25 protein-coding genes are annotated in these 25,543 nt (G+C 65.4%); 23 read left to right on the plus strand and 2 right to left on the minus strand.

The window, feature by feature from the left end; all coding sequences use genetic code 11:
• Positions 1-68: 68 nt before the first annotated feature.
• The 15 genes from trpS to trmB all read left to right on the plus strand — a co-directional run bounded on the left by trpS (position 69) and on the right by trmB (position 13,629).
• Positions 69-1,121 (plus strand): tryptophan--tRNA ligase, encoded by a 1,053-nt coding sequence (trpS, locus tag E4K65_RS16885; RefSeq protein WP_135175140.1) that lies wholly within the window; start codon positions 69-71, stop codon positions 1,119-1,121.
• A gap of 108 nt (positions 1,122-1,229) precedes the next feature.
• A complete protein-coding gene (locus E4K65_RS16890; protein WP_027546802.1) occupies positions 1,230-1,724 on the plus strand; it encodes a universal stress protein in 495 nt (164 codons plus the stop codon).
• A 259-nt stretch (positions 1,725-1,983) separates the two neighbouring features.
• The gene (locus E4K65_RS16895) at positions 1,984-2,553 is read left to right on the plus strand and encodes a NifU family protein (RefSeq protein WP_135175142.1); all 570 of its coding nucleotides are present in this window, start codon (positions 1,984-1,986) and stop codon (positions 2,551-2,553) included.
• A 199-nt stretch (positions 2,554-2,752) separates the two neighbouring features.
• On the plus strand, positions 2,753-3,448 hold the full coding sequence (gene tsaB, locus E4K65_RS16900) for a tRNA (adenosine(37)-N6)-threonylcarbamoyltransferase complex dimerization subunit type 1 TsaB (protein WP_135175207.1): 696 nt from the start codon (positions 2,753-2,755) through the stop codon (positions 3,446-3,448).
• Complete coding sequence (rimI, locus tag E4K65_RS16905) at positions 3,445-3,930, plus strand: ribosomal protein S18-alanine N-acetyltransferase (protein WP_135175143.1); 486 nt, start codon at positions 3,445-3,447, stop codon at positions 3,928-3,930. Before tsaB ends, rimI begins: the two co-directional genes overlap by 4 nt.
• A gap of 38 nt (positions 3,931-3,968) precedes the next feature.
• Complete coding sequence (locus E4K65_RS16910; RefSeq protein WP_027546806.1) at positions 3,969-4,424, plus strand: Fur family transcriptional regulator; 456 nt, start codon at positions 3,969-3,971, stop codon at positions 4,422-4,424.
• Positions 4,425-5,105, plus strand: a complete 681-nt coding sequence (locus E4K65_RS16915) for an HAD family hydrolase (protein ID WP_135175144.1) — start codon at positions 4,425-4,427, stop codon at positions 5,103-5,105.
• Positions 5,106-5,286: 181 nt separating this feature from the next.
• Positions 5,287-6,684 carry a tRNA (N6-isopentenyl adenosine(37)-C2)-methylthiotransferase MiaB gene (miaB, locus tag E4K65_RS16920; RefSeq protein WP_135175145.1) on the plus strand — a complete coding sequence of 466 codons (1,398 nt, stop codon included), beginning with the start codon at positions 5,287-5,289 and terminating at the stop codon, positions 6,682-6,684.
• 64 nt (positions 6,685-6,748) lie between these two features.
• The gene (locus E4K65_RS16925; protein ID WP_135175146.1) at positions 6,749-7,744 is read left to right on the plus strand and encodes a PhoH family protein; all 996 of its coding nucleotides are present in this window, start codon (positions 6,749-6,751) and stop codon (positions 7,742-7,744) included.
• A gap of 83 nt (positions 7,745-7,827) precedes the next feature.
• Entirely contained in the window at positions 7,828-8,316 is a 489-nt protein-coding gene (gene ybeY, locus E4K65_RS16930) for an rRNA maturation RNase YbeY (protein ID WP_235885657.1), read from the plus strand.
• Between the two features lies 1 nt (position 8,317).
• Positions 8,318-9,436 carry a hemolysin family protein gene (locus tag E4K65_RS16935; protein WP_167770873.1) on the plus strand — a complete coding sequence of 373 codons (1,119 nt, stop codon included), beginning with the start codon at positions 8,318-8,320 and terminating at the stop codon, positions 9,434-9,436.
• Positions 9,433-11,046 (plus strand): apolipoprotein N-acyltransferase, encoded by a 1,614-nt coding sequence (gene lnt / locus E4K65_RS16940; protein ID WP_135175148.1) that lies wholly within the window; start codon positions 9,433-9,435, stop codon positions 11,044-11,046. The genes E4K65_RS16935 and lnt overlap by 4 nt, the downstream gene beginning before the upstream one ends.
• Positions 11,047-11,266: 220 nt before the next feature.
• Complete coding sequence (locus E4K65_RS16945; protein ID WP_135175149.1) at positions 11,267-11,680, plus strand: helix-turn-helix domain-containing protein; 414 nt, start codon at positions 11,267-11,269, stop codon at positions 11,678-11,680.
• A gap of 84 nt (positions 11,681-11,764) precedes the next feature.
• A complete protein-coding gene (locus E4K65_RS16950) occupies positions 11,765-12,922 on the plus strand; it encodes a M20 family metallopeptidase (protein WP_135175150.1) in 1,158 nt (385 codons plus the stop codon).
• Entirely contained in the window at positions 12,919-13,629 is a 711-nt protein-coding gene (gene trmB, locus E4K65_RS16955; RefSeq protein ID WP_135175151.1) for a tRNA (guanosine(46)-N7)-methyltransferase TrmB, read from the plus strand. Before E4K65_RS16950 ends, trmB begins: the two co-directional genes overlap by 4 nt.
• A gap of 53 nt (positions 13,630-13,682) precedes the next feature.
• Here trmB and E4K65_RS16960 read toward each other — a convergent pair whose 3' ends face one another.
• A complete protein-coding gene (locus E4K65_RS16960; RefSeq protein WP_135175152.1) occupies positions 13,683-14,765 on the minus strand; it encodes a DUF2336 domain-containing protein in 1,083 nt (360 codons plus the stop codon).
• Positions 14,766-15,126: 361 nt separating this feature from the next.
• Here E4K65_RS16960 and rimP point away from each other — a divergent pair, with 361 nt between their 5' ends.
• The 4 genes from rimP (at position 15,127) to infB (ending at position 20,978) form a co-directional block, all read left to right on the plus strand.
• Entirely contained in the window at positions 15,127-15,882 is a 756-nt protein-coding gene (rimP, locus tag E4K65_RS16965) for a ribosome maturation factor RimP (RefSeq protein ID WP_135175153.1), read from the plus strand.
• A gap of 2 nt (positions 15,883-15,884) precedes the next feature.
• Positions 15,885-17,495, plus strand: coding sequence for a transcription termination factor NusA (nusA, locus tag E4K65_RS16970; protein ID WP_135175154.1), 1,611 nt, complete (start codon positions 15,885-15,887; stop codon positions 17,493-17,495).
• 23 nt (positions 17,496-17,518) lie between these two features.
• Positions 17,519-18,202, plus strand: a complete 684-nt coding sequence (locus E4K65_RS16975; RefSeq protein ID WP_135175155.1) for an RNA-binding protein — start codon at positions 17,519-17,521, stop codon at positions 18,200-18,202.
• 70 nt (positions 18,203-18,272) lie between these two features.
• Positions 18,273-20,978 carry a translation initiation factor IF-2 gene (gene infB / locus E4K65_RS16980; protein WP_135175156.1) on the plus strand — a complete coding sequence of 902 codons (2,706 nt, stop codon included), beginning with the start codon at positions 18,273-18,275 and terminating at the stop codon, positions 20,976-20,978.
• Positions 20,979-21,070: 92 nt separating this feature from the next.
• Here the strand turns inward: infB and E4K65_RS48725 are convergent, their stop codons facing one another.
• Positions 21,071-21,274, minus strand: coding sequence for a hypothetical protein (locus E4K65_RS48725; protein ID WP_235885661.1), 204 nt, complete (start codon positions 21,272-21,274; stop codon positions 21,071-21,073).
• Here E4K65_RS48725 and rbfA point away from each other — a divergent pair.
• The 4 genes from rbfA (at position 21,191) to pnp (ending at position 25,495) form a co-directional block, all read left to right on the plus strand.
• On the plus strand, positions 21,191-21,568 hold the full coding sequence (gene rbfA, locus E4K65_RS16985; protein WP_235885660.1) for a 30S ribosome-binding factor RbfA: 378 nt from the start codon (positions 21,191-21,193) through the stop codon (positions 21,566-21,568). The two genes, E4K65_RS48725 and rbfA, sit on opposite strands and share 84 nt — an antisense overlap.
• On the plus strand, positions 21,565-22,683 hold the full coding sequence (truB, locus tag E4K65_RS16990) for a tRNA pseudouridine(55) synthase TruB (RefSeq protein WP_167770874.1): 1,119 nt from the start codon (positions 21,565-21,567) through the stop codon (positions 22,681-22,683). The genes rbfA and truB overlap by 4 nt, the downstream gene beginning before the upstream one ends.
• A gap of 2 nt (positions 22,684-22,685) precedes the next feature.
• Complete coding sequence (gene rpsO / locus E4K65_RS16995; RefSeq protein ID WP_018644188.1) at positions 22,686-22,955, plus strand: 30S ribosomal protein S15; 270 nt, start codon at positions 22,686-22,688, stop codon at positions 22,953-22,955.
• 377 nt (positions 22,956-23,332) lie between these two features.
• A complete protein-coding gene (gene pnp, locus E4K65_RS17000) occupies positions 23,333-25,495 on the plus strand; it encodes a polyribonucleotide nucleotidyltransferase (RefSeq protein ID WP_028172517.1) in 2,163 nt (720 codons plus the stop codon).
• Positions 25,496-25,543: the final 48 nt, after the last annotated feature.

The following is a 25,543-nucleotide window of genomic DNA, read 5'->3' on the forward strand; positions in this document are numbered from 1 at the left end:
CGAATTGCCCTTGACGGGGCAGCGCCGCTGTTGGAAACGACGGCCGGTACCTTCCAGGAAAGCTTACCATGCCATTCGTTGAACGGGTCTTTTCGGGCGTCCAGCCGACCGGCAATCTGCATCTCGGCAATTACCTCGGCGCGATCGTCAACTTCGTGAAGATGCAGGAAACCCACAACTGCATCTATTGCGTCGTCGACATGCACGCGATCACGCAAGGCGTGGACGTCTGGGGCGGCCCGGTCGAGCTCGCGCGCAACACCCGCGAGGTGACCGCTGCGTTCATCGCGAGCGGCATCGATCCGAACAAGCACATCGTGTTCAACCAGAGCCAGGTCTCCGGCCATGCCGAGCTCGCCTGGATCTTCAACTGCGTCGCGCGCATGGGCTGGCTCGGCCGCATGACCCAGTTCAAGGAGAAGGCCGGCAAGGATCGCGAGAACGCCTCCGTCGGGCTGTTCGACTATCCCGTGCTGATGGCGGCCGACATCCTGCTGTACCGCGCCACCCACGTTCCGGTCGGCGAGGACCAGAAGCAGCATCTCGAGCTCTCGCGCGACATCGCGCAGAAGTTCAACAACGACTTCGGTGACTCGATCCGCGCCCAAGGCGCCAATGACGGCCTGTTCTTCCCGCTGCCGGAACCCTTCATCACGGGCCCGGCGACGCGCGTGATGTCTTTGCGCGACGGCACCAAGAAGATGTCGAAGTCGGATGCCTCGGACAATTCGCGCATCAACCTCACCGACGACGCCGACACCATCGCGCAGAAGATCCGCAAGGCGAAGACCGATCCGGAGCCGCTGCCGACGGAGGAGAAGGGCCTGGAAGCCCGCCCCGAGGCCGACAATCTCGTCGGCATCTTCGCGGCGCTCTCCGACCGCTCCAAGGCCGACGTGCTCCGCGATTTCGGCGGTGGACAGTTCTCCAGCTTCAAGAACGCGCTGGCGGAGCTGTGCGTCACCAAGCTCGCGCCGATCGCCGGCGAGATGAAGCGCCTCGTCGCCGACCCCGGCCATATCGACGCGATCCTGAACCAGGGTTCCGACCAGGCCCGCGCCATCGCCGACGAGACCATGAAGCTCTCGAAGGACATCGTCGGCTTCATCCGCCGGCGCTGATCATCGCATCCGCAAAACGCGGCCGGCGCGCTGGCGTCGGCCACTTCCCCTCTCCCAAACGTTGCGGGAGTGTGGCAGCATGTCGGCCGTGCACATTCCGGGACATGCATGACCAGCAAGCGACTTTGCTTCGAGCCGGGTCACAAGCCCAAATGCCTTGTTATCGTCGACGACACCGCCGAATGGGACCGCGCGGTCTACTACGCCAGCCGCTGGGCGATCCGCGCCGGCGGCGGCGTGGTGATGCTGCGCATCATCGAGCCCGAGCAGCAGAGCCAGGAATGGCTTGGTGTGGCCGACATCATGCGCGCCGAAGCGCATGAGGCGGCGGAAGCCGCGCTCGACCGTGCCGCCGGGAGAGCCAACGGCATTGCCGCGATCACGCCGGAACGGGTGATCCGCGAAGGTGCGCCGATGGAACAGCTGCTTGCGGTGATCGACGAGGACCCCGACATCGCCATGCTGGTGCTCGCTGCCAATCCCGGTGCGGAAGGCCCCGGGCCACTGGTCTCGCTGCTCACGTATGAGCTGGGCACGTTCCCCGTTCCCGTGACGATCGTTTCCGGCGCGCTGAGCGACCAAAGCGTGGATTCGCTGTCATAGGCGTCCCTGTCTGGACACGCCAACCAGATATCCGTCATGCCCGGGCTTGTCCCGGGCATCCACGTTCTTGGCGCCACGAAGCAAGGCGTGGATGGCCGGGTCAAGCCCGGCCGTGACGGCGCGGGGCTATTAAAGTGTTCTAACCCGCTGATATCGCGACGAAACGTGCTCCCCGCCCCTTGATCGTGCGTTCCCCGTCGCCATCTGCTAGTGGATAGGCCACGCGCCGGCCTTGAACCGGCGACGTCTGGAGAAAACCATGTTCATTCAAACCGAAGCCACCCCCAATCCAGCCACGCTGAAATTCATTCCCGGCCGCGTCGTGGTCGACGGCAGCCCGATGGAATTTGCCAGCCGCGAAGCCGCGGCGCGTTCGCCGCTCGCCGAAAAGCTGTTCGAGGTGCCCGGCGTCACCGGCGTGTTCTATGGATCGGACTTCATCACCGTGACCAAGGCGACCGGTGAATGGCAGCAGCTCAAGCCCGCGATCCTCGGTGCCATCATGGAGCACTACATGTCCGGCGCGCCGCTGCTCGCCGGCGGCGCCGCGCAAAGCGATGCCGATCTCGACGACGAGGACGAGTTCTTCGACGAGGCCGATGCCGAGACGGTCGACATGATCAAGGACCTGATCGAGACCCGGGTGCGGCCGGCGGTCGCCAATGACGGCGGCGACATCACCTTCCGCGGTTTCAAGGACGGTATCGTCTATCTCAACATGAAGGGCGCCTGCTCCGGCTGCCCGTCATCGACCGCGACGCTGCAGCACGGCATCCAGAACCTGCTCAAGCACTTCGTGCCCGACGTGGTCGAAGTCCGGCCGATGTGACGACGAAGTCGTCATTCCGGGGCGGTCCGAAGGACCGAACCCGGAATCTCGAGATTCCGGGTCTGGTGCTGACGCACCATCCCGGAATGACAGTTGTCGTAGGGTATTTTGGAGGCCGGCAAATCGTGCGTGAAGAATGGCGGATCGGCCCGTGGTTCGCTACACTCCTCGTTATTCGCCACTCGCCATTCGCGTTCTCATGCTGATCCTTGCCATCGATACCGCGCTGGAAGCGTGCGCGGCCGCCGTGCTCGATACCGATGCCGGCGAGCTGCTTGCGCAGGAGCAGCTTCTCATGAAGCGTGGCCACGCCGAGGCGCTGATGCCGATGATCGCGCGCGTCATGCTATCGGCCAATCTCGCCTTCACCGCGCTCGACCGCATCGCCGTCACCGTCGGCCCAGGAAGTTTCACGGGCCTCCGCGTCGGCATTTCGGCGGCGCGCGGCCTTGCACTCGCGGCCAAGCGGCCAGCCGTCGGGCTGACGACGTTGTCGGCCTATGCCGCCACCGTCGTCGGCCAGAGCAAATCGGCGCCGGTGATCTCCGCGATCGATGCGCGGCACGATCACGTCTACTTCCAGATCGTCGCCGGCGACGGCAGCCAGCTGGTGCGGCCGGGCGTCGCTCCCATCGACGAGGCGATCGCGGCCTCGCAATTCGGTGCACCGCATCTGGTCGGCAATGCCGCAAGCATCCTCGCCGATCGCTGGCCGAAGGATGCACCGCAGCCGGTCGCGGTCGACGCGCAACCCGCGCCCGATATCGGCTGGGTCGCATGGCTTGGCGCTGCCGCTGATCCCGAGACAAATCCGGCGCGGCCATTCTATCTGCGCGCACCCGATGCGAAACCGGCAGCACAGCCCCCGCTCGCAGCTCACGCCGCAACCTCATGATGAGCTGGCTGTCGGAATGGTGGCGCGGCGGCACGGCCGCCGTCGAGCCGGCTTCCGCGCGCGATGCCGCGCGGCTCGCGCAGCTTCATGGCGCCTCCTTCGCGCATGGCTGGGGCGAAGGCGAGTTCGAGAGCATGATGAGCGAGCGCAATACGCTGGTGCATCGGCTGCGCCTCGGTCGCAAGACCATCGGCTTTGCGGTGTCGCGGATCGGCGCGGACGAAGCGGAGATCCTCTCGATCGCGGTCGACGAGGCCCATCGCGGCCGCGGCCTCTCCCGCACGCTGCTGATGACCCATCTCGGCCACCTCGCCGGGCGCGGCGTGCGCACGATATTTCTCGAGGTCGAGGAAAACAACCAGCCGGCCCGGCGGCTCTATGCGGGGTGCGGATTCATGGTGGTCGGACGTCGCGAACGCTACTATAAACAGCCGAACGGGGAACAATTGAACGCCCTTCTGATGCGGCGTGACTTGTCGTAACATTGATGGCAGAAAGCGCCCCGTCAGGCAGACAGATCATGACCGCACTGAAACCTTCTTCTGCATCCAAGTCGTCCGGCATCGAGGCGCGCTGTGCCGCCACCGGCATGCGCATGACCGAACAGCGCCGCGTCATCGCCCGCGTGCTCGCGGAGGCGGTCGATCATCCCGATGTCGAGGAATTGTACCGGCGCTGTGTCGCCGTCGACGACAAGATCTCGATCTCGACCGTGTATCGCACCGTCAAGCTGTTCGAGGATGCTGGCATCATCGAGCGCCATGACTTTCGCGAAGGACGCGCGCGCTACGAGACGATGCGCGACAGCCATCACGACCACCTCATCAATCTGCGCGACGGCAAGGTGATCGAATTCACCTCCGAAGAGATCGAGAAGCTCCAGGCGGAGATCGCCCGCAAGCTCGGCTACAAGCTGGTCGATCACCGGCTCGAGCTCTATTGCGTTCCGCTCGACGACGACAAGCCGACAAGCTAAGTGCCCGTCGACCTCATCATTTTCGATTGCGACGGCGTGCTCGTGGACAGCGAGGTGATCTCCTGTCGCGCGCATGCGGATGTGCTGACGCGCCACGGCTATCCGATCACCCCGGAGCAGGTGCTGGTCCGCTTTCTCGGCGTATCCGAGAAGGACGCGCGGCGGATGGTCGAGCAGGAAATCGGCCGCAGTCTTCCTGACGATCTCGAGAGCCAGGTGAATGCGGCCACGCTGCAATTCTACGCCAGCGATCTGCAGCCGATCACCCATGTGGCCGCGGCGATCGCCGCGATCGATCTGCCCAAATGCGTCGCATCGAGCGGCACGCCGGACAAGATCCATCACGGCCTGACGTGCGCCGGGCTCTACGACCTGCTTGCGCCGAACATCTTTTCCGCAAGCCAGGTCGCCCGCGGCAAGCCCGCGCCCGACCTGTTCCTGTTTGCCGCCGCGCAGATGAAGGTCGCCCCGGAGCGGTGCCTCGTGATCGAGGACAGCCTCCCCGGAGTGACCGGCGCGCACGCCGCCGGGATGACCGTGCTGGGCTTTCACGGCGGCAGCCACTGCCCGCCGGGTCACGCCAAACGGCTGCGGGGCGCCGGCGCCGGACTGACGTTCGACGATATGCGGCAATTGCCTGAGCTGGTCCGGCGGGTCGGGGCGGACGCTTTGGCGGGGTGATTTCCGTCATTCCGGGGGCACGCGCGGCGCGCGTGAACCCGGAATCCCGAGTTTTTGGCCCGAGATTCCGGGTTCGCGCTGACGCGCGCCCCGGAATGACGGTCCAGAGGCTCCATTCGCTGGATTTTCCCCCCTCCAGCCTATATCTGAAGGCCGTCCTCCACCTCCATTTTCGGGTTCCATGACGCCGCCGCGCAAGCTGCACATCAAATCATATGGCTGCCAGATGAACGTCTACGATGCCCAGCGCATGGTGGACACGCTGGCCCCGGAAGGATTCGTGGAGACGGCCAGTGCAGAGGACGCCGACCTCGTCATCCTAAACACCTGCCATATCCGCGAGAAGGCCTCCGAGAAGGTCTATTCCGAGCTCGGCCGGCTGCGCGTCGCCAAGGACGAGGCCGCCCGCGGGGGCCGCGCGATGCAGATCGCGGTCGCAGGCTGCGTGGCGCAGGCCGAGGGCGAGGAAATCGTGCGCCGGGCGCCGGTGGTCGACATCGTGGTCGGTCCGCAGAGCTACCATCACCTGCCGGAGCTCTTGAGGCGCGCCGGCAACGAAGGCCGCGCGATCGAGACCGAATTTCCCGCCGCCGACAAGTTCGGCTTCCTTGCCCAGCCGAAGCCCGACGCGATCCGCGCGCGCGGCATTTCCGCCTTCGTCACGGTGCAGGAAGGCTGCGACAAGTTCTGCACCTTCTGCGTCGTGCCCTATACGCGCGGCGCCGAAGTGTCGCGCCCGGTTGCCAGGATCGTCGACGACGTGAAGCGGCTCGCCGAGAACGGCGTGCGCGAGCTCACGCTGATCGGGCAGAACGTCAACGCCTATCATGGCGAGGGACCGGACGGAAAAACCTGGCCGCTCGGCCGGCTGCTCGAACATCTGGCAGCGATTCCCGGCATCGCGCGGCTGCGCTATTCGACCAGCCATCCCCGCGACGTCGATGACAGTCTGATTGCGGCCCATCGCGATCTCGAGGCCCTGATGCCGTTCGTGCACCTGCCGGTGCAGTCGGGCTCGGACCGGATTCTGGCGGCCATGAACCGCAAACATACCGCCGATGATTATCGGCGTGTCATCGACCGTTTCCGGGCCGCGCGCCAAGATATTGCTTTTTCATCAGATTTTATCGTGGGTTTCCCGGGTGAAAGTGAGCAAGATTTTCTCGCCACCCTCGCGCTTGTCATGCAAATCGGCTACGCTGCCGCTTATTCGTTCAAATACTCCGCCCGGCCGGGAACGCCGGCCGCGGACATGCAGGAGACGGTGTCCCCCGCCGAGATGGACCAGCGATTGGAGCGGCTCCAGGAACTGATCGACAGCCAGCAATCGGCCTTCAACAAGGCCGCGATTGGCTCAACGGTCGACGTGCTGTTCGAGCGTCCGGCGCGCAAGGACGGCCAGATCGTCGGCCGCACCGCCTTCCTCCAGCCCGCGCATGTGATGGCCTCGCCCGACATCATCGGACAAATCCTGCCGGTGCGGATCGACAGCCTCGAACGCTACAGCTTCCTCGGCGAGCTCGTCACACCGCGCGTTGCGCGCGAGCCCGCTTTATCACCCATCGCCACTGGAGCCTGAACCCTTGCCAAAAAGCGCATCGGATTCGTCTTCTATCGCTCCCAGCCGCAAATTTGACCGCGACATGCAAGTTCCACCCGAAACCCAGGTCGTCATCGACTTCGACGACAACCGCGCCGCATCCGCGCTGGTCGGGCCCTATGGCCAGAATCTGGCGCAGATCGAGCGGCGGCTCGGCGTCGTCGTCGATTCCAAGGGCAACCACATCACCATCGGCGGCACGCGCGACGGCTGCGACGCGGCGCGCCGCGTGCTGGAGGCGCTCTACGCCCAGGCGGTGAAGGGGCAGGATCTCGACCAGGGCGAGGTCGAAGGCGCGATTCGCGCCGTGATCGCCCAAGGCTCGTTGTTCGAGTTCGACGCCAAGTCCGCCAAATCGACCTTCGACAGCATCAATCTGCGCAAGCGCCCGGTGCGCGCACGCACGGCTGCCCAGGATTCCTACATCCGCGCGCTGAAGCGCCACGAGCTGGTGTTCGGCATCGGCCCGGCCGGCACCGGCAAGACCTGGCTCGCGGTCGCGCATGCCGCGCAACTGTTCGAGCGCAAGGAAGTCGACAAGATCATCCTGTCGCGCCCGGCGGTGGAAGCTGGCGAACGGCTCGGCTTCCTGCCCGGCGATCTCCGCGAGAAGGTCGATCCCTATCTGCGCCCGATCTACGACGCGCTCTACGACCTCATGGACGCACGCATCGTCGAGCGGGCGCTGCAGACCGGCGAGATCGAGATCGCGCCGCTCGCCTTCATGCGCGGCCGCACGCTCACCAACGCCGCCATCATCCTGGACGAGGCGCAGAACACCACGTCGATGCAGATGAAGATGTTCCTGACCCGTCTCGGCGAGAACAGCCGCATGATCGTGACCGGCGACCCCTCGCAGATCGACCTGCCGAACGGTCAGACCTCGGGCCTCGCCGAGGCAACCCGCCTGCTGGACGGTGTCGAAGGCATTGCACAAGTTCATTTCAAGGCCGAGGACGTGATCCGCCACGAGCTCGTGGCGCGGATCGTCGCCGCGTATGAAGGGTCGCCGCAGCGGCCGGCGACCGGCAAATCCTGACGGGACAACAACCGGACCATATGGGCGCGGACGCAAGCGCCTTTTCGTTCCGAACAAAGACAATGTCACACCCCAATCTTCCCATGACCGAGGTCCTCGTCGTCGCCGATTGCTGGCAGCGCGAACCCGATTCCGAAGCCGTGATCCAGCGCGCGGTCGCGGCTGCCGCCGAGAGTGTCGACGAAGACGTCGCGGAAGCGGAAGTGGCGGTGATGCTGACCGACGATGCCGGCATCCGCACGCTCAACAGCAACTGGCGCGGCATCGACAAGCCGACCAACGTGCTGTCGTTTCCCGCGCTCCAGCCGGAGGGCGAATGGAAGCCCGGCGATGCGCCGCGCATGCTCGGCGACATCGCGATCGCCTACGAGACCATGCGGCGCGAGGCGGACGAGGAAAAGAAGCCGTTCGACCACCATCTGAGCCATCTCGCCGTGCACGGTTTCCTGCACCTGATCGGCTACGACCACGAGAACGACGACGACGCGGAGGAGATGGAAGCGCTGGAGACGCAGATCCTCGCCCATCTCGGCATTCCCGATCCCTATGCCGACCGCCCGGGGACGCACTGAGATGCCGGATTCCGACCCGACCCACGACAATCCCCGCAACACGCCCAATTTGCCTGTCGTGGTGACATCAGGGGAGGTCCTGCGTCCGACCGCCGAGGGCTGGCTGCTGCGCGCGATCCGCACGCTGTTCGGCTGGAAGGCCGGATCGGTGCGCGACGATCTCCAGGTCGTGCTCGACGCATCGACGCCCGACGACACCGGCTTCTCCGCCGTCGAGCGCACCATGCTGCGCAACATCCTCGGCCTGCACGAGCGCCGCATCGCCGACGTCATGGTGCATCGTGCCGACATCATCGCGGTGAAGCGCGACATCCCGCTCGGTGAGCTGATGGACCGCTTCGAAAGCGCCGGCCATTCGCGCCTCGTCGTCTACAACGAGACGCTCGACGATCCCGTCGGCATCGTCCACATCCGCGACCTGCTCGCGTTCATGACCGCGCGGGCGCGCGTGTCGGACGCCACCAAGACCAAGCGCAAGAAGCCGCTGCCGGCCGGCCTCGACCTTCGTACCGTCGATCTCGCGCTGCCGCTCGAGGACGCGCGCATCATCCGCAAGCTGCTCTACGTGCCGCCGTCGATGCGCGCGATCGACCTGCTCGCGCAGATGCAGGCCACGCGCATCCACCTGGCGCTGGTGGTCGACGAATATGGCGGCAGCGACGGACTGGTCTCGCTCGAGGACATCGTCGAGCAGATCGTCGGCGAGATCGACGACGAGCACGACAGCGACGAGCCGCCCTCGATCGTGCGCCTGCCGGACAACGCCTTCATCGCCGACGCCCGCGCCAGCCTCGACGACGTCCGCACCGTGATCGGCGCGGACTTCGTCACCGGCGAGGCCGGCGAGGAAGTCGAGACGCTGGGCGGCTATCTCGTCAGCTTCGTCGGGCGCCTGCCGGTACGCGGCGAGGTGATCTCGGGCCCCGGCAATTACGAGGTCGAGGTGCTCGATGCCGATCCGCGCCGCGTCAAGCGGCTGCGCATCTCGACGCGGAAGGAACGCCCCGCGCCGCGCACCCAGCGCGAGAGCCGACGCCGCGAGGCCGCGCCGGAGAGCGGTCAACCGCCGGCAAGTGACACGCCGACCCCGCCGCCAGGCGACGGGACCGGCCCACAGTGAGCGCATTCCAGCGCCTCCGGCAGATTGCGCTAGCCATCATCCTCACCTGGGGATGGAAGCGCGCCGTCCTCGCCATGGCCGCCGGCGCGCTGTCGGTGCTGGCGCTGGCGCCGTTCAACGCCTTCCCGGTGCTGTTCATTACTTTCCCGGTTATGGTCTGGCTGATCGACGGCGCCGGCGCTGGACGATACGGCGGCATCCCCGCCGCGGCGCTGACCGGCTACTGGTTCGGGCTCGGCTATTTCGTGCCCGGCCTGTACTGGATCGGCTATGCCTTCTTCGTCGACGCCGACGTGTTCGCCTGGCTGACGCCGTTCGCCGTGCTGGGCCTGCCGGCCTATCTGTCCATCTTCACGGCGATCGGTTTTGCGCTGGCACGCCTGCTCTGGACCAAGAACGCCACGCGCGTGCTTGCGCTCGCGGCAAGCCTCACCATCGCCGAATGGCTGCGCGGTCACGCGCTGACCGGCTTTCCCTGGAACGCGTTCGGCTATGCGCTGTCGGAGCCGTTGCCGCTGGCACAGACGGCGTCGCTGATCGGCCTGTGGGGCATGACGTTCCTGGCGGTCGCGATCTTTGCGAGCCCCGCGACGCTGATCGACCGCACGCCCGATCGCCGCGTGGCCTGGCGCGCGCCGGCCGCGGCAGTCGCACTTCTGATTGTCATGAGCATCTTCGGCGCGATCCGCCTGTCGCTGCATCCGACCACGATGGTCGCGGGCGCCAAACTGCGCCTGATGCAGCCGAACCTCCAGCAGGACGCGAAATTCAACTACGCCGCTAAGGCGGAGGTGATGAAGAAATACCTGGCGCTGTCGGACCGCGCCTCCGGGCCGCAATCGACCGGCGTGCGCGATGCCACCATCCTGATCTGGCCGGAATCCGCCTTTCCGTTCTTCCTGACCCGCGAAGCCGACGCGATGGCGGAGATCGCCGAGCTGCTGCCGAAGGGCACGGTGCTGATCACGGGTTCGGTCCGCGCGCCCGATCTGCCGCGGGGAACGCCGATCACGCGTGCCTATAATTCGATCTACGTGATCGATCACGACGGCAGCGTGCTCGCGGTCTACGACAAGTTGCATCTGGTGCCGTTCGGCGAGTTTCTTCCCTATCAGGGCCTGATGGAGAAGCTCGGCTTCGAGCAGCTCACGCGTGTGCGCGGCGGCTTCATCGCCGGCACCGTGCGGCATGCGCTGCCAGTCGCCGGCGCGCCGTCCGCGCTGCCGCTGATCTGCTACGAAGCAATTTTTCCCGGCGAGGTTGCCGGTCGCAACGAACGTCCGGGCTGGATCGTGAACCTCACCAATGACGGCTGGTTCGGCATCTCGACCGGCCCCTATCAGCATCTGGAGCAGGCGCGGATGCGCGCGATCGAACTCGGATTGCCGCTGGTCCGCTCCGCCAATACCGGCATCTCCGCGGTGATCGATCCGGCGGGACGAACCATCGCCAGCCTCGGTCTCGGCGTCGAAGGCATTTTGGACGCAAGCCTGCCCGCCGCGATCCCGCCGACGATCTATGCGCGGGTCGGCGACGTGCCTGCGGCCGTGCTCGTCGCGGTGGCCGTGCTTCTCGCGGTCCGCCGACGCGTGACCAAACGGCACCCCTGATCCCGCCATCAACGCCGAAGGGGCCGGAATCCTTTGACAACCGTGGTCTCACGGTTGACAGACTGCACGCGGGTTCCTCATTCTGCACCGACTGCAAAAGACAGTGGGCATTGCTAAATTTCTCCGCAATGTTTCCCAATAACAGGGTCTGATTTTTATGATGCTGGCACCTGAGGCATTCAATCGATTGCGCTGAGGGTGGTGTTTGGAGGCTGAGGAAATGTCGAAAGCGCCCAACCCTGTTGACAAATATGTCGGCAGCCGCGTGCGTATGCGCCGCATCATGTTGGGCATGAGCCAGGAAAAGCTCGGTGATGCTTTGGGCCTGACTTTCCAGCAGATCCAGAAGTACGAGAAGGGCACGAACCGGGTCGGCGCGAGCCGAATCCAGCAGATTGCCGAGATTCTCCAGGTGCCGGTGTCGTTCCTGTTCGAGGGCGGACCGAGCGGCGTGGCCGGCCCGGACGGCTTCGCAGAAGGCGCCTCGCCCTCCTACGTCTCGGACTTCCTTGCGACCTCCGAAGGACTCGCCTTGACCAAGGCGTTCACCCGAATCACTGATTCGAAGATGCGCCGCTCCATCGTCGATCTCGTCGAGCAGATTGCGGCACGCGAAGGCCCCGACAAGCGCTGACGCGCCAGCTCAATCGATTTGAGGCTGCGTCAAATCTGGCCTATGTCGTCATTTGTGGCCGCGCTTTGATGTGCGTCCTCTCAAATGATGCGATTCAAAGGCATAGATGCGCCCATGGCGAGCTCCAATTGGTTCGATACCCAAACTATTCTCGACGGCATCCGACGCTGGGTGGAGATCGAGACGCCGACAGAGGCGCCTGATCAGGTCAACAGGCTGGTGTCGCTGGTCGCGGATCATTATCGCGATCTGCCCGTCACGCTCGAGCGCGTCGCCGGCGTTGACGGCTGCGGCGATCATCTGCTGGCACGCTCGGCCTGGGGCCAGGACCAGCCCGGCATCCTGGTGCTGAGCCACCTCGATACCGTTCACCCCCTGGGATTCATCGAACGTCTGCCGTTCAAGGTCGAAGGCGACAGCGCGTTCGGTCCCGGCATCTACGACATGAAGGGCGGCGCCTACATCGCCCATATCGCGTTTCGCGCGCTTTGCGCCACGGCCGAGCGTTCGCCACTCGGAATCACCCACTTGTTCACCTCCGACGAGGAGATCGGCAGCCCCACCTCGCGCGCGCTGATCGAGACGGAAGGGCGCAAGGCCAAATACGTGCTGGTGACGGAGCCGGCGCGCGACGGCGGCAAGATCGTCACCGGACGCAAGGGCGTCGGACGCTTCCAGGTGTTCATCAAGGGCGTGCCGGCGCATGCCGGCTCGCGGCCCGAAGACGGTCGCAGCGCCGTCCGCGAGCTCGCCAATATCATCCTGACGCTGGAAGGGATGAACGACCCGGCGCGCGGCGTCTCCGTGAATGTCGGTGTGGTGCGCGGCGGCACGCGCCCCAACGTGACGCCGGAAGAGGCCTATGCCGAAGTCGATCTGCGCGTGCTGAGCCTCAAAGACGCGGAGGAGTTCGTCGGCAAGATCCTCGGGCTGACATCGAAGACCGAAGGCGTCACCGTCAAGGTCACGGGCGAGCTCAATCGTCCGCCTTACGAGAAGAGCAATGCAGGCGCCTCGCTCTACGAGCATGCGAAGACGCTCGCCGGCGAAATCGGCTTCGAGCTGATCGACACCCACACCGGCGGCGGCTCGGACGGCAATTTCACAGCTCCCCACACCGGCACGCTGGACGGGCTCGGCGTCGACGGCAAGGGCGCGCACACCCACTATGAGCAGCTCTATGTCTCGTCGCTCGAACCGCGCGCGCGGCTGCTCTATCGCCTGTATCAGACGCTGCGATGAGCGAACGCAAGTCAGATCCCGATCGCGATGACAGCGAGCGCGCCTTCTTCGGGCGCCGCAAGGGCCACAAGCTCAGGCAGCACCAGGCCGAGCTGATCGATCATCTGTTGCCGCATCTTGCGCTCGACGTCACGGGCGAGGCGCCGGGGAATGCGCGCGAGATCTTCGATCCCGCGGCGAACGACGTGCGGCTCGAGATCGGCTTCGGCGGCGGCGAGCATCTTGCGGCCGAGGCGCAGAACTTCGCCACGACCGGCTTCATCGGCTGCGAACCCTATGTCAACGGCATGGCGAAGATCCTGGCGCAGATCGAGGCCGGCAACATCGCCAACATCCGCCTGTTTGCCGGCGATGCCGCCGAGCTCCTGGCCTGGCTACCGCCAGCCTCGCTGTCGCGGATCGACCTGATCCATCCGGATCCCTGGCCGAAGCGGCGGCACTGGAAGCGGCGCTTCGTCCAGGACAGGACCATCGCTGCAATGGCGCGCGTGCTGAAGGTCGGCGGCGAATTCCGCTTCGTTTGCGACATCGACGATTACTGCGCCTGGACGCTGTCGCATCTTGCGCGCTCGACGGATTTCAAATGGCTTGCGGAGCGCGCCGACGATTTCCGGCAGCCCTGGGACGGCTACACGATGACACGCTACGGCCGGAAGGCCGCGCGCGAGGGTCGCAAGGCGGCTTACTTGCGGTTCAGAAGACAATGATCGTCGTTCCGGGGCGCGCAGAGCGCGAACCCGGAATGACCAGCAAAAGAACCTTAGATCGTCTGCCGGTTGCGCCAGAAATTCACGACGCGCTCCGCCGTCGTCGGCATCAGGCGCGTGAAGTTCATGCGGGCGGCCTCGATGTCGGCATTGGCCGGCGCGCGATGCGGACCGTACCAGAGCAGGATGAGCGCGCGCACCGTGGGCCAGCCGAGATTCAGCACGCGCCCCAGGATCAGAATCGGATCGTAGCGGTCGCCCGCGATCAGGCGGTCGAGGATCGAGAGGCGGACGCCGGACATCGCCGAGAGCGAGGCGATCGCTTCCTCGTATTTGCCTGCCTTGGCAAAGCCCAGCAGCGCGCTCTCGCCGAGATGGCCCTCGCGATGCAAGGCGAGCACCGTGCGCTGTGCCGCCGAGAAATCGCGCCGCGGCCCGGGCGGCAGCGCGGCCTCCTCGATGGCCGCCATGGCGCGCTTGATCTCGACCTGGCGCACGGGATTGACCACGCTGGAGAGACGGCGGCGGATGACGTCGAGCGTGCCGTCGAGCAGCTCTTTCAGGTGCTCGCCCGAAAGATCGTTGCGCTGGCCGATCTTGAGCGTCAGCACGCCGTCCTGCGCGGCACGCTTGATCAGCTCGGAATAGCTGCCAGGCGAGAACACCGCACCGGCATTGCCCGCGGCGCGACGCACCACGTCGCGATCGCCGCGCTCGACCAGCACGTCGGTGACGACGGACGACAGAACGGGGCGCTCCGTCATCGCCAGCAGATGCCCCTGGCCCTTCAGCCGCGCGATCTCGACCAGGGCGGCTTCGTCGAGCACGGGCGAGCGGCGCAGCACCGGGCCGGCCACCATGATCTCGTTTTCGCGCGCGAGCTGGTTCACCAGGTGCCGCGGCGCGTTGTCCAGGCGCGAGAAGCGCTCGGCGAGATCGACGCGCGAGGCGAGCTCGGCATGCGGCACGAGATCGATCAGGAGATCGTCGAAGAGATCGATGAGCTCGGGACGGAGCTTGTCCGGATCCTGGAAGAACAGTTCGGCGATGGCACGCGCGATTTCGCCACGACGCCGGGGGTCGCCGCGTTTGACGATTTCGTCCAGTCCGGGAATGAGCGACGTGGCAACGGTCATGAAAACGCAAACTCGTACAGGGCACGCCGCGGGTGCGCCCTTGGTCCAAGCCGCCCCACAATCAGGGAATTTAGGCCCCGTTGATGAAGGAAGCGTTGCGCGGGGGGCCGCCGGAATGGCGCAAAAAGCCTCGCCTGCCCTGCGATGGGCCTTGTCCGGGAGGGTGGAAAGGGCTATATCAGCGCCAATTCATCTTCTCATACGATCCGCGTAGTGAGAGTGGGCCCGAAAGGACCCGCTCTTTTTTATTACCTGAGCGCGGCTTGGCGGAAGATGCGGCCCGGCGAGCTGTCGGGAGAGTTCCGAAGCGGGCTTTGAAATCGTAACCAAGCCTTAACCATCGAGCGCCTTGACCCTGGATATGACCGAACCGACCACTGGTTCCACGGATGCCGAGTTGCTGGCCGAGCCGAGGCTCGTGGTCGAGCCGGGCGTCGCGGCTCGGGTGTCCGCGGTGGCAGGGCCCGTGCTCCAGGGCATGGGCTACCGCCTGGTGCGGATCCGCATCTCCGGTGAAGCCGGCTGCACCGTGCAGATCATGGCCGAGCGCCCTGACGGCTCGATGCAGATCGAGGATTGCGAGGCGATTTCGCGGGCGCTGTCGCCCGTGCTCGACGTCGCCGACCCCATCGATCGCGCCTACCGGCTGGAAATCTCCTCGCCGGGGATCGATCGCCCCCTGGTGCGGCGATCCGATTTCGAGCGCTATGCCGGGCACCTGGTGAAGGTCGAGATGGCGGTCGCCCATGAGGGGCGGAAGCGCTTCCGCGGCATGATCGGCCCTGTCGAAGGCGACCGCGTGCATCTGCATCGCGACGACGTCAAGGCGGGCGAGGAACGCGACGTTCTCCTGACGATGGAGGATATCAGCGAGGCCCGGCTGGTGCTGACCGATGAGCTGATCGCGGAATCGATGCGCCGTGGCAAGGCTGCGGCGCGCGAGATGCGCCGCAATCTCGGCCTGGAGCCGCCGGCTGCGCCTCACGCGAAAATCAGCGAAAAAACGACCAAGAACACCAAGCCTAAGAAGAAGCCGGCACCGACCAACACGAAGAAGCATCGCCTGGCCGCCGAACGCGCGCGGCGCGGCGAGATCGAGCCTGACGAAGGAGACTAGCCATGGCAGTCAGCGCCAATCGACTTGAATTGCTCCAGATCGCCGATGCCGTCGCGCGGGAGAAATCGATCGACCGCGGCATCGTCATCGCGGCGATGGAGGACGCCATCGCCAAGGCGGCACGGGCCCGCTACGGCAGCGAGACTGACGTTCACGCCGAGATCGACCCGAAAAAGGGCGAGCTGCGGCTGTCGCGCCACATGCTGGTGGTCGAGAAGGTCGAAAACCACTCCAACCAGATTTCGCTGGTGGATGCGCAGCGCGCCAATCCCGGCGCCCAGGTCGGCGACACCATCGCCGATACCCTGCCGCCGCTGGAATATGGCCGCATCGCCGCGCAGTCGGCCAAGCAGGTGATCGTGCAGAAGGTGCGCGAGGCCGAGCGCGACCGGCAATATCAGGAATTCAAGGACCGCATCGGCGACATCGTCAACGGCGTCGTCAAGCGCGTCGAATATGGCAGCGTGATCGTCGATCTCGGCCGGGGCGAGGCCATCATCCGCCGCGACGAGATGCTGCCGCGCGAGGTGTTCCGCAACGGCGACCGTGTCCGCGCCTACATCTTCGACGTCCGCCGCGAGACCCGCGGCCCGCAGATCTTCCTCTCCCGCACCCATCCGCAGTTCATGGCGAAGCTGTTCGCGCAGGAAGTGCCCGAGATCTACGACGGCATCGTCGAGATCAAGGCGGTTGCCCGCGATCCCGGCTCGCGCGCGAAAATCGGCGTGATTTCCCGCGATTCCTCGGTCGATCCGGTCGGCGCCTGCGTCGGTATGCGCGGCTCGCGCGTGCAGGCGGTGGTGAACGAATTGCAGGGCGAGAAGATCGACATCATTCCCTGGTCGCCCGACATCGCGACCTTCGTGGTCAACGCGCTGGCGCCGGCCGAAGTCTCCAAGGTTGTCATCGACGAAGACCGCGAGCGCATCGAGGTCGTCGTGCCCGATACCAACAACCAGCTCTCGCTGGCGATCGGCCGCCGCGGCCAGAACGTGCGTCTGGCCTCGCAGCTCACCGGCTGGGATATCGACATCCTGACCGAGCAGGAGGAATCGGAGCGCCGCCAGGCCGACTTCGAGAACTCCACCCGCGTCTTCATGGAATCGCTCAACGTCGACGAGGTGGTCGGCCAGCTGCTCGCGTCCGAAGGCTTCACCTCGGTCGAGGAACTCGCGATGGTCGACATCAAGGAGCTCGCCGGCATCGAGGGTTTTGACGAGGAGACCGCGCAGGAGCTCCAGAACCGCGCCCGCGAATATCTCGATCAGCAGGAAGCCGAGCTCGAGGCCAAGCGCGTGGAACTCGGCGTCGAGGACGCTCTCAAGGACGTGCCCGGCGTCACCTCGAAGATGCTGGTGAAGTTCGGCGAGAACGACATCAAGACCGTCGACGACCTCGCCGGTTGCGCCACCGACGATCTGGTCGGCTGGACCGAGCGCAAGGAAGGTGGCGAATCCACCAAATATCCGGGTGCGCTCGACGGTATCGACATCTCCCGTGACGATGCCGAAGCGATGATCATGCAGGCTCGCGTCAAGGCGGGCTGGATCACCGAGGCCGATCTCGCCAAGCCCGCTGAAGAGGCTGAGGCGACCGAAGATCAACCGGCTTAAGGGCGAAGGAGAATGTCCCTCGGATGCTCGCAGATACTGACCACGATCTCGACCATGGGCCGCGGACCGAAAGGTCCGCGACCATGCGGATGTGCGCGGTCAGCCGCGAGGTCCGGCCGATCGACGAGCTGATCCGTTTCGTTGTATCGCCCCAGGGCGACATAGTTCCCGATCTCAAGCGCAAGCTGCCCGGACGCGGCATGTGGATCACTGCCTCGCGCGAGGTGGTTGCGGAAGCCGTGCGGCGTCACCAATTTAACAAGGCCTTCAAGCGCGAGCTGCGCACCCCTCAGACGCTTCCCGCCGACATCGAGGCGCTCCTGGTCCGGAGCGTGACGGAAGCCCTTGGGATCGCCGCCAAGGCGGGCCAGATCGTGGCCGGCTTCGGCAAGGTCGAGAGCGCCCTGCGCGAAGGCACGGTCGAGGTCCTGATCCACGCCAGCGACGGGGCCGCGGACGGAATCCGCAAATTGGACATGCTGGCACGTCAAAATGCCGGAAATCGCGGCGCGAAGCCGCAGATTCCCGTCGTGACGGTACTGAAATCGATAGAATTGGATTTGGCACTGACCCGGTCAAATGTGATACATGCTGCCCTGCTCGCGGGCCCGGCGAGCAGGTCATTCCTGTCACGTAGCCAGATGCTGGTCCGATACCGGATGGCGGACGATGACAAGACTGCCGAAAAGCCCGGCCAGGATTTCTGAGAGACAACGACGACCCGATAGGACTGTGCGGCAACGCACAACGCTAACAGATCAGGATTAGGACTGCTGAATGGTTGATACCAAGACCCCTGACGACAAGAAGCTGAGCGTTCCGAGCAAGACGCTAACGCTCAAGCCGCGCGTCGAAACGGGCACTGTGCGCCAGAGCTTCAGCCATGGCCGCAGCAAGCAGGTCGTGGTCGAGAAGCGCGGCAAGCGCCGTATCGACGGCAGCCCCGAGCCGCAGGCTCCCACGGTTGTTGCAAAGCCGGCACCGGCCGCGCCCGCTCCGTCGCGCCCCGCTCCGCCCGCCCAGCCGCGCAACGCCGGTTCCGGCGTGGTGCTGCGTACCCTGACCGAGGACGAGCGTTCGGCCCGTGCCAGCGCGCTGGCCGATGCCAAGCTGCGCGAAGTCGAGGAACGCCGCCAGGCCGAGGAAGAGGCCCAGCGCCGCGCTGTCCGCGAGGCCGCCGAACGAGCCGAGCGCGAAGCCGCCGAAGCCCGCCGCAAGGCCGAGGACGAGCGCCATCGCCACGAGGACGAAGCCAAGCGGAAGGCCGAGACCGAGGCCAAGAAGCGTTTTGGCGAAGGCGAGCAGCCGGCATCGGCCGCGCGTCCCGCGACCGCGGCACCGGCCGCGCCTGCGCCGCGGCCCGGCGCCCCCGTGGCCCGGCCCGGAACCACGACGACCCGCCCGGGAACAACGACGGCGCGTCCTGCAACGACGACCGCGCAGCGTCCGGGTGCACCGGCAGGTCGCGGCCCCGCAGTTGCGGCCGAACCGGATGAGGACGAGGCACCGCGCCAGATCCGTCGCGGTCCCGGCGGCGCCGCGCGTCCCGCGCCCCCGCCCAAGACCACGCACAAGCCCGGCCCGCAGAAAGAGCGCGGCCGCCTCACCGTCGTCACTGCGCTCAACGCCGACGAGGTGCGCGAGCGCTCGATCGCCTCGTTCCGCCGCCGCACCCAGCGTCTGAAGGGCCACGCCTCGAACGAGCCGAAGGAAAAGCTCATTCGCGAGGTGGTCATTCCGGAAGCGATCACGATCCAGGAGCTCGCCAACCGCATGGCCGAGCGCGCGGTCGACGTCATCCGCATGCTGATGAAGCAGGGCGCGATGCACAAGATCACCGACGTGATCGACGCCGACACCGCGCAGCTGATCGCCGAAGAGCTCGGTCACACCGTCAAGCGCGTCGCCGCGTCGGACGTCGAAGAGGGTCTGTTCGACCAGGTCGACGATTCCACCGACACCGAGACGCGTTCGCCCGTGGTGACCGTGATGGGTCACGTCGACCACGGCAAGACCTCGCTGCTCGACGCGCTCCGTCACGCCAACGTGGTCTCCGGCGAAGCCGGCGGCATCACCCAGCATATCGGCGCCTATCAGGTGGTGTCGCCCGAAAGCGGCAAGAAGATCACCTTCATCGACACGCCCGGCCACGCCGCGTTCACCGCGATGCGCGCCCGCGGCGCCAAGGTCACCGACATCGTCGTTCTGGTGGTCGCTGCCGATGACGGCGTGATGCCGCAGACCGTCGAAGCCATCAACCACGCCAAGGCGGCGCGGGTGCCGATCATCGTTGCCATCAACAAGATCGACAAGCCCGATGCCAGGCCCGAGCGCGTGCGCACCGAGCTGCTCCAGCACGAAGTGCAGGTGGAATCCTTCGGCGGCGACGTCGTCGACGTCGAGGTGTCCGCCAAGAACAAGACCAATCTCGACAAGCTGCTCGAGATGATCGCGCTGCAGGCCGACATCCTCGACCTGAAGACCAATTCGGAGCGCCCGGCCGAAGGCACCGTGATCGAGGCCAAGCTCGACCGCGGCCGTGGCCCGGTCGCGACCGTGCTGGTCCAGCGCGGCACGCTCCGTGTCGGCGACATCATCGTTGCCGGCGCCGAGATGGGCCGCGTCCGCGCGCTGATCTCGGACCAGGGCGAGACGGTGCAGGAAGCGGGTCCGTCGGTGCCGGTCGAGGTGCTCGGCTTCAACGGTCCGCCGGAAGCCGGCGATCGCCTCGCCGTCGTCGAGAACGAAGCCCGCGCCCGCCAGGTCACGAGCTACCGCGCGCACCAGAAGCGCGAGAACGCGGCAGCCTCGATCTCCGGCATGCGCGGCTCGCTCGAGCAGATGATGTCGCAGCTGAAGACGGCGGGCCGCAAGGAATTCCCGCTGATCATCAAGGCCGACGTGCAGGGCTCGCTGGAAGCGATCCTCGGCTCGCTGGAGAAGCTCGGCACCGACGAAGTCGCCGCCCGCATCCTGCATGCCGGCGTCGGCGGTATTTCGGAGTCGGACGTGACGCTCGCGGAAGGCTTCAACGCCGCGATCATCGGCTTCTCGGTTCGTGCCAACAAGGAAGCCGCTGCGGCCGCCAAGCGCAACGGCATCGAGATCCGCTACTACAACATCATCTACGACCTCGTGGACGACGTGAAGAAGGCGATGAGCGGTCTGCTCGCGCCGACCTTGCGCGAAACCATGCTCGGCAACGCCGCGATCCTGGAGATCTTCAACATCTCCAAGGTCGGCAAGGTCGCCGGCTGCCGCGTCACCGACGGCACCGTGGAACGCGGCGCCAATGTGCGTCTGATCCGCGACAACGTCGTCGTGCACGAAGGCAAGCTGTCGACGCTGAAGCGCTTCAAGGACGAAGTGAAGGAAGTCCAGTCCGGTCAGGAATGCGGCATGGCCTTCGAGAACTATCACGACATGCGTGCCGGTGACGTGATCGAGTGTTATCGCGTGGAGACGATCCAGCGCTCCCTGTAAGTCCAAATCTTACCGAAGCGCCCGGATCTTTTTGAACTGAAATAGCGGGAGTGAGATGGCCGGATTTTTCCGGCCATCCACGCCTCTTCGTTTCAACAGGACAAATGACAATGCTCGTGTCCCAAACACGGGCATGACGAGGTGATTTTCAGACCATGCCCCGCCACCATCAAAAGAAGAGTTCCGCGCCAGGCGGAGGCTCGCAACGCCAGTTGCGGGTCGGCGAACAGGTTCGCCATGCGATGGCCGAGATTCTGGCGCAAGGCAACGTGCATGATGCGGACCTCGAAGGTCACATCGTCACCGTGCCGGAGGTGCGGATGTCGCCCGACCTGAAGCTCGCGACAATCTACGTGATGCCGCTCGGTGGCCGCGACACCGAGGTCGTCATCGCTGCGCTCGAGCGCAACAAGAAATTCCTTCGCGGCGAAGTCGCGCGGCGCGTTAACCTGAAATTTGCACCTGATGTTCGCTTCCGCGTCGACGAGCGATTCGACGAAGCGGAACGGATCGAGAAGCTTTTGCGAACACCTGCGGTGCAGAAGGACCTGGAACAGGATCCGGATTCGGATCGGGAAGAAGAGCAATGACGATGGACCCGGCTCACGGCACGATCGGCGGTGAAGAGGCCGATCAGCGCGACGTGCAGAAAAATAATTTTGCGGACATGGGCGGCAATTCTCAGCCGCATCAGGAGCCGCGCCGCGTCAACAACGATCCCCGCGCCAGGCAGCAGAAGGGCAACCAGGTTCGCCGCGACCGCCGCGACGTCCACGGCTGGGTTGTGCTCGACAAGCCGATCGGCATGACCTCGACGCAGGCCGTCGCCGTGCTCAAGCGCCTGTTCAACGCCAAGCGCGCCGGCCACGCCGGCACGCTCGATCCGCTCGCTTCCGGCGGCCTGCCGATCGCGCTCGGCGAAGCCACCAAGACGGTTCCCTTCGTCATGGACGGCCGCAAGCGCTACCAGTTCACCGTGTGCTGGGGCGAGGAGCGCGACACCGACGACATCGAGGGCCGGGTCACCGCGACCTCCGACCAGCGCCCGACCCGGGAGGCCATCCTGGCGCTCTTGCCCCGCTTCACCGGGGTGATCGAGCAGATCCCGCCGCGTTATTCCGCGATCAAGGTCCAGGGCGAGCGCGCCTATGACCTCGCCCGCGACGGCGAGGTCGTGGAACTGGCTCCCCGCCCGGTCGAGATTCACCAATTAACCCTTGTGGATCAACCGGATAACGACCGGGCCGTGTTCGAGGCCGAGTGCGGCAAGGGCACCTATGTCCGCGCCCTCGCCCGCGATATGGGCCGGATTCTGGGCACTTACGGCCATATCTGCGCGCTGCGGCGGACCCTGGTCGGCCCTTTTGGCGAAAACGACATGATTCCGCTGGATCAGTTGGAGGCTTTGTGCGATAGAGCCGCGTCCGGCGAGGGAAGCCTCGCCGACGCGCTTTTGCCCGTTGAGACCGCGCTGGACGACATCCCGGCACTGGCCGTCACTCGGGCTGATGCGGCAAGGCTCCATCGGGGCCAGGCCGTTTTGTTGCGCGGACGGGATGCGCCCACTTGTAGCGGCACAGTCTATGTCACGGTGGCAGGCCGCCTTTTGGCGCTTGCCGAAGTCGGCAATGGCGAAATCATCCCCAAGCGTGTGTTCAACCTGACCGGCCTGACTGCCAGCCCCGGTCGCAACGAGAGAAATTGACGATGTCGATTGCCGCAGAACGCAAAGCGGAAGTCATCAAGACGAATGCCACCAAGGCCGGCGATACCGGCTCGCCCGAGGTTCAGGTCGCGATCCTGTCGGAACGCATCAACAACCTCACCAACCATTTCAAGACCCACGTGAAGGACAACCATTCGCGTCGCGGCCTCTTGAAGCTGGTCTCGACCCGCCGCTCGCTCCTCGACTACCTCAAGAAGAGGGACGAGGCGCGCTACAAGGCGCTGCTCGAGAAGCACAACATTCGTCGTTAAGTGTTCCGGCGCGCGCCACTGGCGCGCGTTTTCGCGCGTGGTTTCGAACGAAAGCGTTTGTTTAAAGGTTTTTGATCGAGGCTGCGTGCGCGTCGGGTGCAAGCCGTTGACGGCTAGCATCCGGGGCATGATCGGCGAAGACCGCGGTTCGGTGTTCGCGTTCGTGCCGACTGACAGTCCAGCAGCAATCCGGCGGCTGGGCACAACGGGCGAGGCGCCCGTATGACCCGAAAGGATGGACGCCATCCGAATTCCAAAAACCATGGCAGGATCGCAGGACGCTGATCATTCGCTCCGATCAGCGTCCCGCAATCTTGCGCATGGTTTTTGTTTTTCGAAGCGTCCCTTGTTTCGAGAACCCATGAAAGAAGACCTCTATGTTCAATAAGCATTCAGTCGAGATCGACTGGGGCGGACGCCCTCTCAAGCTCGAAACCGGCAAGATCGCCCGCCAGGCCGACGGCGCCGTCGTCGCCACCTATGGCGAGACCGTGGTGCTCGCCACCGTCGTCGCGGCGAAGGCGCCGCGCGAAGGCGTCGACTTCCTGCCGCTGACCGTCGACTACCAGGAGAAGACCTACGCCGCGGGCCGCATTCCCGGCGGCTATTTCAAGCGCGAGGGCCGTCCGACCGAGAAGGAGACGCTGGTCTCCCGCCTGATCGACCGTCCGATCCGTCCGCTGTTCGTCGATGGCTGGCGCAACGAGACCCAGGTGATCGCCACCGTGCTGTCGCACGACATGGAGAACGATCCCGACATCGTCGCGCTGGTGGCATCGTCCGCCGCGCTGACCCTATCCGGCGCTCCCTTCAAGGGTCCGATCGGCGCCGCGCGCGTTGGCTTCGTCAATGACGAATACGTGCTCAACCCGACGCTCGACGAGATGGTCGACACCCAGCTCGACCTCGTCGTCGCCGGCACCGCCGACGCCGTGCTGATGGTGGAATCGGAAGCCAAGGAGCTGAACGAAGACATCATGCTCGGCGCCGTGATGTTCGGTCACCGCCACTTCCAGCCGGTGATCAACGCGATCATCGAGCTCGCCGAGAAGGCCGCCAAGGAGCCGCGCGAAGTCACCGTCATCGACAATGCCGCGCTCGAGAAGGAAATGCTCGGCCTCGTCGAGCAGGAACTGCGCGCCGCCTACGCCATTCCGGTCAAGCAGGATCGCTACGCCGCGGTCGGCAAGGTCAAGGAAAAGGTGATCGCCCATTATTTCCCCGAAGGGCAGGAGCCGAAATACGACAAGCTGCGCATCGCCGGCGTGTTCAAGGAGCTGGAAGCCAAGATCGTTCGCTGGAACATCCTCGACACCGGCAAGCGCATCGACGGCCGCGACAGCAAGACCGTGCGCAACATCATCGCCGAAGTCGGCGTGCTGCCACGCGCTCACGGCTCGGCGCTGTTCACCCGCGGCGAGACCCAGGCGATGGTCGTGACCACGCTCGGCACCGGCGAGGACGAGCAGTACATCGACGCGCTGTCGGGAACGTACAAAGAGACGTTCCTGCTGCACTACAACTTCCCCCCCTACTCGGTCGGTGAGACCGGTCGCCTCGGCGGCACCAAGCGCCGCGAGATCGGCCACGGCAAGCTCGCCTGGCGCGCGATCCACCCGGTGCTGCCGCCGCATCACGAGTTTCCGTACACGATCCGCGTGGTCTCCGAGATCACCGAATCCAACGGCTCCTCGTCGATGGCTTCGGTCTGCGGCGCCTCGCTCGCGCTGATGGACGCCGGCGTGCCGTTGAAGCGGCCGACCGCGGGCATCGCGATGGGCCTGATCCTCGAAGACAAGCGCTTTGCGGTTCTCTCCGACATCCTCGGTGACGAGGATCATCTCGGCGACATGGACTTCAAGGTCGCCGGCACGGAATCGGGCATCACCTCGCTCCAGATGGACATCAAGATCGAGGGCATCACCGAGGAGATCATGAAGGTCGCTCTCGGCCAGGCCAAGGATGGGCGTATCCACATCCTCGGCGAGATGGCCAAGGCGCTCACGAACGCCCGCGCCGAGCTCGGCGAATACGCGCCGCGCATCGAGACCTTCAAGATCCCGACCGACAAGATCCGCGAAGTGATCGGCACCGGCGGCAAGGTGATCCGCGAGATCGTCGAGAAGACCGGCGCCAAGGTCAACATCGAGGACGACGGCACCGTGAAGGTCGCCTCCAGCGACGGCGAGGCGATGAAGGCCGCGATCAAGTGGATCAAGTCGATCGCGTCCGAGCCGGAAGTCGGCCAGATCTATGACGGCACCGTCGTCAAGGTGATGGAGTTCGGCGCCTTCGTGAACTTCTTCGGCTCCAAGGACGGCCTCGTTCACATCAGCCAGCTCGCTTCGGCGCGCGTGCAGAAGACCTCCGACGTCGTCAAGGAAGGCGACAAGGTCAAGGTCAAGCTGCTCGGCTTCGACGACCGCGGCAAGACCCGCCTCTCGATGAAGGTGGTCGACCAGACCACCGGCGAGGACCTCGAGGCCAAGGACAAGGCCGCCGAGGGCGAGAAGGCCCCGCGCGAAGCGGCCGGCGAGTAAGTTCTCGTACCATCAGAAACACGAAAGGGCGGCCGAAAGGCCGCCCTT

The organism is Bradyrhizobium niftali (genome assembly GCF_004571025.1).
GTDB lineage: Bacteria > Pseudomonadota > Alphaproteobacteria > Rhizobiales > Xanthobacteraceae > Bradyrhizobium > Bradyrhizobium niftali.

Coding starts and splice junctions, on each gene's coding strand:
- trmB (WP_135175151.1), top strand. CDS start 12,919: ATGAGCGAACGCAAGTCAGATCCCGATCGCGATGACAGCGAGCGCGCC.
- miaB (WP_135175145.1), top strand. CDS start 5,287: ATGACGCCGCCGCGCAAGCTGCACATCAAATCATATGGCTGCCAGATG.
- ybeY (WP_235885657.1), top strand. CDS start 7,828: ATGACCGAGGTCCTCGTCGTCGCCGATTGCTGGCAGCGCGAACCCGAT.
- E4K65_RS16910 (WP_027546806.1), top strand. CDS start 3,969: ATGACCGCACTGAAACCTTCTTCTGCATCCAAGTCGTCCGGCATCGAG.
- E4K65_RS16950 (WP_135175150.1), top strand. CDS start 11,765: ATGATGCGATTCAAAGGCATAGATGCGCCCATGGCGAGCTCCAATTGG.
- E4K65_RS16945 (WP_135175149.1), top strand. CDS start 11,267: ATGTCGAAAGCGCCCAACCCTGTTGACAAATATGTCGGCAGCCGCGTG.
- E4K65_RS16890 (WP_027546802.1), top strand. CDS start 1,230: ATGACCAGCAAGCGACTTTGCTTCGAGCCGGGTCACAAGCCCAAATGC.
- rimP (WP_135175153.1), top strand. CDS start 15,127: ATGACCGAACCGACCACTGGTTCCACGGATGCCGAGTTGCTGGCCGAG.
- tsaB (WP_135175207.1), top strand. CDS start 2,753: ATGCTGATCCTTGCCATCGATACCGCGCTGGAAGCGTGCGCGGCCGCC.
- rimI (WP_135175143.1), top strand. CDS start 3,445: ATGATGAGCTGGCTGTCGGAATGGTGGCGCGGCGGCACGGCCGCCGTC.
- trpS (WP_135175140.1), top strand. CDS start 69: ATGCCATTCGTTGAACGGGTCTTTTCGGGCGTCCAGCCGACCGGCAAT.
- pnp (WP_028172517.1), top strand. CDS start 23,333: ATGTTCAATAAGCATTCAGTCGAGATCGACTGGGGCGGACGCCCTCTC.
- infB (WP_135175156.1), top strand. CDS start 18,273: ATGGTTGATACCAAGACCCCTGACGACAAGAAGCTGAGCGTTCCGAGC.
- nusA (WP_135175154.1), top strand. CDS start 15,885: ATGGCAGTCAGCGCCAATCGACTTGAATTGCTCCAGATCGCCGATGCC.
- E4K65_RS16895 (WP_135175142.1), top strand. CDS start 1,984: ATGTTCATTCAAACCGAAGCCACCCCCAATCCAGCCACGCTGAAATTC.
- E4K65_RS16925 (WP_135175146.1), top strand. CDS start 6,749: ATGCAAGTTCCACCCGAAACCCAGGTCGTCATCGACTTCGACGACAAC.
- rpsO (WP_018644188.1), top strand. CDS start 22,686: ATGTCGATTGCCGCAGAACGCAAAGCGGAAGTCATCAAGACGAATGCC.
- E4K65_RS16935 (WP_167770873.1), top strand. CDS start 8,318: ATGCCGGATTCCGACCCGACCCACGACAATCCCCGCAACACGCCCAAT.
- truB (WP_167770874.1), top strand. CDS start 21,565: ATGACGATGGACCCGGCTCACGGCACGATCGGCGGTGAAGAGGCCGAT.
- E4K65_RS16960 (WP_135175152.1), bottom strand. CDS start 14,765: ATGACCGTTGCCACGTCGCTCATTCCCGGACTGGACGAAATCGTCAAA.
- E4K65_RS16975 (WP_135175155.1), top strand. CDS start 17,519: ATGCTCGCAGATACTGACCACGATCTCGACCATGGGCCGCGGACCGAA.